Origin of the sequence: Enteractinococcus helveticum (genome assembly GCF_020742345.1) — a bacterium.
In the GTDB taxonomy this organism is placed as follows: Bacteria; Actinomycetota; Actinomycetes; order Actinomycetales; family Micrococcaceae; genus Yaniella; species Yaniella helvetica_A.
On record NZ_DYXC01000160.1, the window covers coordinates 1 to 6,964 of the forward strand.

Annotated in this window: 7 protein-coding genes; 1 reads left to right on the plus strand and 6 read right to left on the minus strand. The window is 58.3% G+C overall.

What is annotated here, in order from left to right:
• A partial coding sequence (locus K8V32_RS13790; RefSeq protein ID WP_303908708.1) for an amidase family protein occupies positions 1 to 1,113 on the minus strand: 1,113 nt, incomplete at its 3' end.
• Positions 1,110 to 1,415 carry an Asp-tRNA(Asn)/Glu-tRNA(Gln) amidotransferase subunit GatC gene (gatC, locus tag K8V32_RS13795; protein ID WP_303908711.1) on the minus strand — a complete coding sequence of 102 codons (306 nt, stop codon included), beginning with the start codon at positions 1,413 to 1,415 and terminating at the stop codon, positions 1,110 to 1,112. The genes K8V32_RS13790 and gatC, both read right to left, overlap by 4 nt.
• A 209-nt stretch (positions 1,416 to 1,624) precedes the next feature.
• Here gatC and K8V32_RS13800 point away from each other — a divergent pair, with 209 nt between their 5' ends.
• Positions 1,625 to 2,500 carry a siderophore-interacting protein gene (locus K8V32_RS13800; protein ID WP_303908714.1) on the plus strand — a complete coding sequence of 292 codons (876 nt, stop codon included), beginning with the start codon at positions 1,625 to 1,627 and terminating at the stop codon, positions 2,498 to 2,500.
• A 108-nt stretch (positions 2,501 to 2,608) separates the two neighbouring features.
• On the opposite strand, the gene K8V32_RS13805 is transcribed toward K8V32_RS13800, so the two are convergent.
• The 4 genes from K8V32_RS13805 to K8V32_RS13820 form a co-directional block, all read right to left on the minus strand.
• Positions 2,609 to 4,120, minus strand: coding sequence for an MFS transporter (locus K8V32_RS13805; RefSeq protein ID WP_303908717.1), 1,512 nt, complete (start codon positions 4,118 to 4,120; stop codon positions 2,609 to 2,611).
• Between the two features lie 295 nt (positions 4,121 to 4,415).
• Positions 4,416 to 5,837 (minus strand): excinuclease ABC subunit UvrA, encoded by a 1,422-nt coding sequence (locus K8V32_RS13810; protein ID WP_303908720.1) that lies wholly within the window; start codon positions 5,835 to 5,837, stop codon positions 4,416 to 4,418.
• The gene (locus tag K8V32_RS13815) at positions 5,821 to 6,585 is read right to left on the minus strand and encodes a P-loop NTPase family protein (RefSeq protein ID WP_303908723.1); all 765 of its coding nucleotides are present in this window, start codon (positions 6,583 to 6,585) and stop codon (positions 5,821 to 5,823) included. Before K8V32_RS13815 ends, K8V32_RS13810 begins: the two co-directional genes overlap by 17 nt.
• Positions 6,586 to 6,640: 55 nt before the next feature.
• The coding region (locus K8V32_RS13820; protein ID WP_303908727.1) for a DUF488 domain-containing protein at positions 6,641 to 6,964 on the minus strand (324 nt) is incomplete at its 5' end.

The window sequence follows — 6,964 nt, forward strand, 5'->3', positions numbered from 1 at the left end:
GCGCTTAGCCTCATCACCAAAACCCGCGGCGCGCGTGGCGGCCATCACCTCGGCCACGGTGCCACCACCCTCGGGGACCACCCGGTTGCCGTAGCGCACCCCGTCAAAGCGCGCCAAATTCGACGACACCTCCGAAGGCACAATCAAATAATAGGCGTGCAGGGCGTAGGGCATGTGCGGGCACTCGACCGTGGTAATCTCAGCGCCCGCCGCGCGCAACATGTCCAAGGTTTCCTGGAATGCCTCCCAGATACCGTCGGTAAAACCCGGGCCTTGCAATTCTTGCAGCACCCCGATGCGCAGCCCAGTTAAGTCGTGACGCTTGGTCGCCTCCAGCAGCGTATCCCACCGGGTATGCAGCGATGTGGAGTCCTTCGGATCATGCCCGGCAATGAGCTCGTGTAGCGCGGCCGCATCGGCGGTGGTCCGGGCGACCGGGCCAATCTGATCCAGTGACGACGCCATGGCAATCAAACCGTAACGGGACACCGACCCATACGTGGGCTTAGCACCCACGGTGCCGGTAAACGCCGCAGGTTCGCGGATTGACCCACCCGTGTCACTGCCTAAGGCCAGCGGTGCCATAAACGCCCCGACCGCAGCGGCCGATCCGCCACCGGAACCACCCGGTGCGCGCGTAAGATCCCACGGATTGCGGGTCACCCCGTAGGCCGAGTATTCGGTGGTGGATCCCATCGCGAATTCATCGAGGTTCGTCTTGCCTAGAATCGGCAGTTTCGCCGCCCGGATTGTGCGGACCACGCTGGCATCGTAGGGCGGCATCCAGCCTGCTAAAATTTTCGACGCCGCCGTGGTGGGCTGACCGATTGTCACAATGTTGTCTTTGATTGCAATCGGCACCCCGGCCAATGGGTGCAGCTCATCGGCTTCGGGGCCACCTGAGGCACGGATCGCATCCACCTGCCCGGCCACGGCCATGGCTTCTTCTTCATTGAGATGCAGAAACGCGTGAATGCCTTCTTCGGCTGTGCCGTCAATTGCTTTGATGCGGTCAAAATGCGCGCGTGTTAGCTCAACCGAAGTCAACGTCCCGGCCCGCAGGTGCTCGGCCATTGCTAAGGCGGTGAGTCGAATCATCTGATCGGGGGTCATCGGTCATCCTCTGGACGCAAAATGGCCGGCACTTTGAAGCGGCCAGCCTCGGCGTCAGGCGCACCGGATAGCGCCTCATGTTGGCTCAGTACCGGCCCGACGACGTCCTCACGATACACATTTGTCAGGGCAATCGGATGCGAGGTCGGCATCACGTGTTCGGTGGCAACCTCTTGTACCTTGGCAACCGAATCGAGGATCTTACTGACCTCCTGCGACATCCGGTCTAATTCTGCTTCGGTCAGATTCACATGAGCCAATTGGGCCAGGTGGGTGATCTGATCCCGGGTCAGGTCAGGCATGGCGCTCCTTCACCTCGGGGTGGTTGTGATGCCAGTGTAAACCCGTCGGGACCGCGCCGGATAGGACCTGTAGTATGTATGGCAGTTTTTCTTCAACTTGGACCAGTTGAGAGCATTGTGCTCACCGAGACCGCTCTTCACAATCCCGCACCTTGAGGCTAGCCTAATATATTAGGCAATACTTACATGTTCTAATTCAAGGAGATTTCTTGACTCAGCAGTCTGCTCGCGCAGCGAGTACTCGTCCACGCCGTCCACGTCCGTCCCCAATGGTCATGGAGGTCGTGGCGGTCGAAGACCTGTCCCCGACCTTCAAGCGCATCACATTCGGTGGCAAAGACTTTGACCTCTTTCAGAATTCCGAAGCCGTTGACAAATACGTCAAACTCCTGCTGCCGCAGAACCCCGAATCTGGACTCGTCCCACCATTCAACTTGGATGAGCTGCGCAAAACCCTGCCCAAAGATGAACTACCGCTGCGTCGCACCTACACCGTCCACTCGGTCAACCCCGAAACCAAAACCCTCAAAATGGACTTCGTGATCCACGGTGCCGAGGGGCTGGCCGGCCCCTGGGCCGAACAAGCACAGGTCGGCGATCTGCTGCAATTCTCTGGCCCCGGTGGCAAATACCAGCCCGATCCCACCGCCGACTGGCATCTACTCGCCGGTGATGAAGCCGCCATCCCAGCCATCGGAGCCGCCCTGGAAGCTATGCCCGACGACGCCGTTGGTCATGCGCTCATTGAGGTTGCTACCGCCGACGACGAATGGGACCTCACCGCACCGGAAGGTATTGAAATCACCTGGTTGCACCGCGGTGGCCCCTTCACCCCCGAATCCACGGTGCTGGAACAGGCTGTTAAAGATGTGCCGTGGCGTGAAGGTCGCGTCCAGGCGTTTATCCACGGTGAACGCGAAATCATGAAAACCCTGCGCGTCTATCTCAACGAAGAACGCGGCGTCGAGCGCGCCGATATGTCGCTATCGGCCTACTGGGCCTATGGTCGCGCCGAAGATACGTTCCAAGCCGAAAAGAAACTGCCCATCGGCCAGATTTACCCCGAAGCCGGGCTGCAGTACTAAATCCTAGAACTGCAACGGCAACGACGAACCTCCCCAAGGTCTCCTTTTGATAGAGGAATTTGGGGAGGTTCACTGCTTCCAAGCTTTTAGCTGGGAACGTTTTGTGCGTTACAACGTGGGTTGTTCCGGGGTGTTGGCTGTAGCCATTGCTGGGGCAGCGGCTTTCAGGTCATCTTCCACTAGGCACTTGTCCAATGGCAGTTCACCGTTATGCCATTTGTCCCAATCACCGCTTGCTTCGAACGGGTAGTCGAGGCGGATATCCCGGGTTTCTTTGAGCATCACGGTACCCAAGAGGCCCAGGCCAGCCATCGCCAGCAGGTAGATAACAATCGACCAGGTGGTACCGAAGCCATTCATCAGCAGCTCGGCAATCGTTGGAGCAAACGCACCACCAAGGATTGCCCCCAACGCGTAGGAGATGGAGACGCCCGAGTAGCGCACGGATGCTGGGAACAATTCTGCATACCAGACGGCTTGCGGACCGTAGGTCATACCCAGACCAACGGCCAACAGTGAAGTGCTAATCAAAACACCCAGGACACCGAAGTTCTTAATCAATTCGAATAGCGGGATAATACCGGCGGCCTGAACGAACCAGCCCAGCGTCATGATCCGACGGCGACCAAATGTATCAGCCAGCCAGCCGGAAGTCAGTGTGGAAACCAACCAGACCGCAGCAGCTACCAACACGGCCAACTGGACACCCACCTGGTCATAGCCAAGGCCGCCGTCATCAATAGGACGTGTCGCCATGCCCTGGACATAGCCGCCGGTGATCATATAACCAGAAGCACCATTACCGGCAATCAGCAGGATGCCGAATAGGACAATGACGCCGAACTTCGGGAACAGGCTCGGTGGCTTAACGTTGGCCTGACCGGCGTCCTGCGCGTTGCTCTTGAGCTCAGCGATTTCGTTGAATACCGGTGATTCGTCAACGGCAGAGCGAACAAAGAGCCCAACAATGACCAAGACCAGGGACAACAGGAATGGAACACGCCACCCCCAGTCGTAGAAGGCCTGACCTGGTGCGATCCAGTTCACTACTGCTAATACCGCAGAGGCCAGCAGCATACCGGTTGGCACACCGATCTGCGGAAAAGCGCCGAAGAAGCCACGGCGACCTTTCGGTGCGTACTCCACAGACATCAGGACTGCGCCACCCCATTCACCGCCTGCAGAGACACCTTGCAAAATGCGCAGAGCTAACAGCAAGAAGGGCGCCCAGAGGCCGATCTGATCGTAGGTAGGCAAAAGGCCCATCGTGGTGGTTGCAAGACCCATCATGATCAAGGTAACGACCAGCAGCGGCTTGCGTCCGAAACGGTCTCCCAGACGACCTGCGATGGCAGCGCCTAAGGGACGGAACAGGAAGGACAGACCGATGGTGACCAGCGATACGATGCGCTCGAAATCCTCCCCAGCAGGGGCAAAGAACAGTGGACCAAGCACAATATTTGCCGCAAGAGCGTAAATGAAAAAGTCGTACCATTCGATCACGGTACCCATCAGGGTTCCAGTCAGAACGCGACGACGTTCTTTCGGGGTGATTTCTTTTGCACTGGGGCTCGGCTGTGAAGACGATCCGCCCGCGCTATTTGTGACCTGTGGACGCATAACTGTGTTTCACCTTTCATTGCGACGCATCCACTGTCCTCCTGTTTCTACCGTGACGCAAATCTACAAATTCGTTGCAATATCACCATTTTCGTGCAGCGGGGCACTAGGTTCTCCGAAAGCATCACAATGCGATAGGACGAATATTTTGCATATTTAACTCAGTCCCCTGGATAAATTTGCCCAATTGGTCACAGGGCCACCGCAAGTCGATCACAACAAATAATCGCCTCTCAACTGTTGCCTTTTTGAGACACCTCGTTTTTGGGTCGCTAAGAGCCGAATGGTGATATTTCTAACCCGCTGTTATGACTTCAGCCTCAGCTGCAAGATATTGTCCGGTGAGCGAACCGGAAACCGCGGTGAGACAAGCCGGGGTTGTGACGGCAACAACTTGTCCACCGTCGGCTCCAGCACCAGGGCCCAGGTCGATGACATGGTCTGCCGTGGCGATCATCGCCTGATGGTGTTCTGCCACAATCACCGTGTGTCCCTGGTCGACGAGCCGATGTAGTTGTGCGTTGAGTAACTCCACGTCAGCCGGGTGTAATCCTGTGGAGGGTTCATCGAAGAGGTACAAGGTGTGTGCTGCGGTGTTGCGTTGCAGTTCGGTGGCCAGTTTGATGCGTTGGGCCTCACCGCCAGAAAGCTCTGTTGCGCGCTGGCCAAGGGTAATGTAGCCCAGCCCGATGGCTTCAAGGGCCTGGAGTGCCCGCAAAACCTGTGGCTCATCTTCAAAAACCGTCTTCGCTGCGGTTACCGATAACGCCAGAATATCTGCCACCGTATAACCGCGCCAGGTGATGCTCAGTGTTTCTTGATTGAACCGTTGCCCGTGGCACACCGGACAGGTGGCATAGGACCCCGGTAGGAAAATGAGTTCCACCTCGATCTGGCCAAGCCCGGAACATTCCGGGCAGCGCCCCTCGGCCACATTGAACGAGAACCTGCCGATGCCCCAGTCACGTCGTCGCGCCTGATCGGTTTCGGCAAAGATTCGGCGAACTCGATCAAATAGCCCGGTATAGGTTGCCACCACGGATCGGGGAGTCCGGCCAATTGGTCGCTGGGTGATGTGGGCTAGCCGCTGAATCTGGTCCAGTCCCTCCACTGAGGTGACTGTGACGGCGTCGTTGGTAGGTGGTTCCTCGGGTTCATCGGTCACGGTGGTCGACACTGCGTTTTGGACGTGTCGCCCGATCACATGCGTTACCAGAGTAGATTTACCCGAACCAGACACGCCGGTGACGGCGGTGAACTGTCCTAAGGGAATGGTCACGTCCTGGTCCACGATGTTCCGGGCAGTGATGCCCGCGAATTTCAATGCGCCGCGGGCGGGATGGCGCGGCGCATCATTGAGATGCAGCGGCCCGGGGTGTACAAAACGAGCCGTAATGGATTCCTCCACACTGCCCAGCCCGTGAGTCGGTCCCGAATACACAATTCGGCCACCGTGCACCCCGGCCCCGGGGCCGACGTCGACAACCCAATCGGCCTGGGCCACCAGGGACATGTCATGTTCGACCAACAATGCGGAGTTCCCCTCGGCGACAAAGCGCGTCAAGAGTTTCGATAGCGTGTGTTTTTCAGCCGGATGCACACCCGCCGATGGTTCATCCAGCACGTAGGCCACTCCGAAGAGTCCCTCATGAACCTGGGATGCCAGGCGGAGCCGTTGCAGCTCCCCGGTAGACAAGGAATCAGCGGGGCGGTCCACGGATAAGTGCCCCACCCAGACCCAGCTGAGTGACCGCGTCTAAGATCGCCAGTGTTGTGAACAGCAGAATCCGTTCGGCACCGATTTCTGGGCCGTCATCTCGCGGATCCCGCGTGACGATATGGTCATAACGACGTCGTAGCAATTCCAGCAGTGCGTCGAGGTTCAGGTGGGTCAGTTCACAGATGGCCGCATCGAGGTAGCGCACCTGCAATGCGGCCGGGTTGAGCCGGTGACCGTGACAGGTTGGACATGTGCTGGCGGTGAAGAACCTCAGGGCGCGGGCTCGGTTTTTCTCGGATTGGGTCGCAGCCACCGTGCGACGCAAATACCGGGAGACGGATTCCCATTTGCCCTCATACGGCCCCTGGGTTCGTACGGCTTCTCGAACCGGTAGCACCGTGACGATCGGGGTTTCATCGGTATAGAGGATCCACTGCCGGGTGTCCTCATCGAGTTCGCGCCACGGACGGGCCGTATCCACCCCCAGGGTTTCTAAGATTTCCCGGAAGTTCTTGCCCAACCAGGCCCCCGGCCAGGCTGCAATTGCGCCGTCGAGGATGTGTTCCGGGTGCTTCCCGGCCCGAGAAAATAACAGACGCAGCGAGTTCGACAGGGCTGAAATCGTCCCGACGTCGGAACGCGACCCGCCGGCCGAAGTGCGCTGTTCAAGTGCGACCGTGGGTGGCATACCTTCGACCAGTTCAACTTGCGGGTATAACCGCCGAACCGTTGAGCCGTCGAGCAAATGGGCATGGCCACCTCACAGTTATTGCGACACTTCAACGCTAGCGGCCGGTTGATCATGTGTAGTGGATTGTGCCGTCATCTTGCACGACGGCGCCGTCACTGAGTTCTGCCGACATCAGCTGACCGGGGCCCAGGATGTGTTCCACCCGATGGTTATGCACCAGGAGATAGTCGGCGATGATTCGACGGTGACAACGCCACCAGACCGCCTCAGAGCACATAATCGCCGTCGATGTCTCGGCGCCGAGCCGTTCTAAATCGCCCAGCGCCTCGTGGAATTCCTGTGACAGGGCGTGGTCGGCATAGTTGTGAAAGCTACGATTTTGCCACCACGCATTGACCTGGAAGGGGATATCTTTGCTGACCTTGCGTCGTCC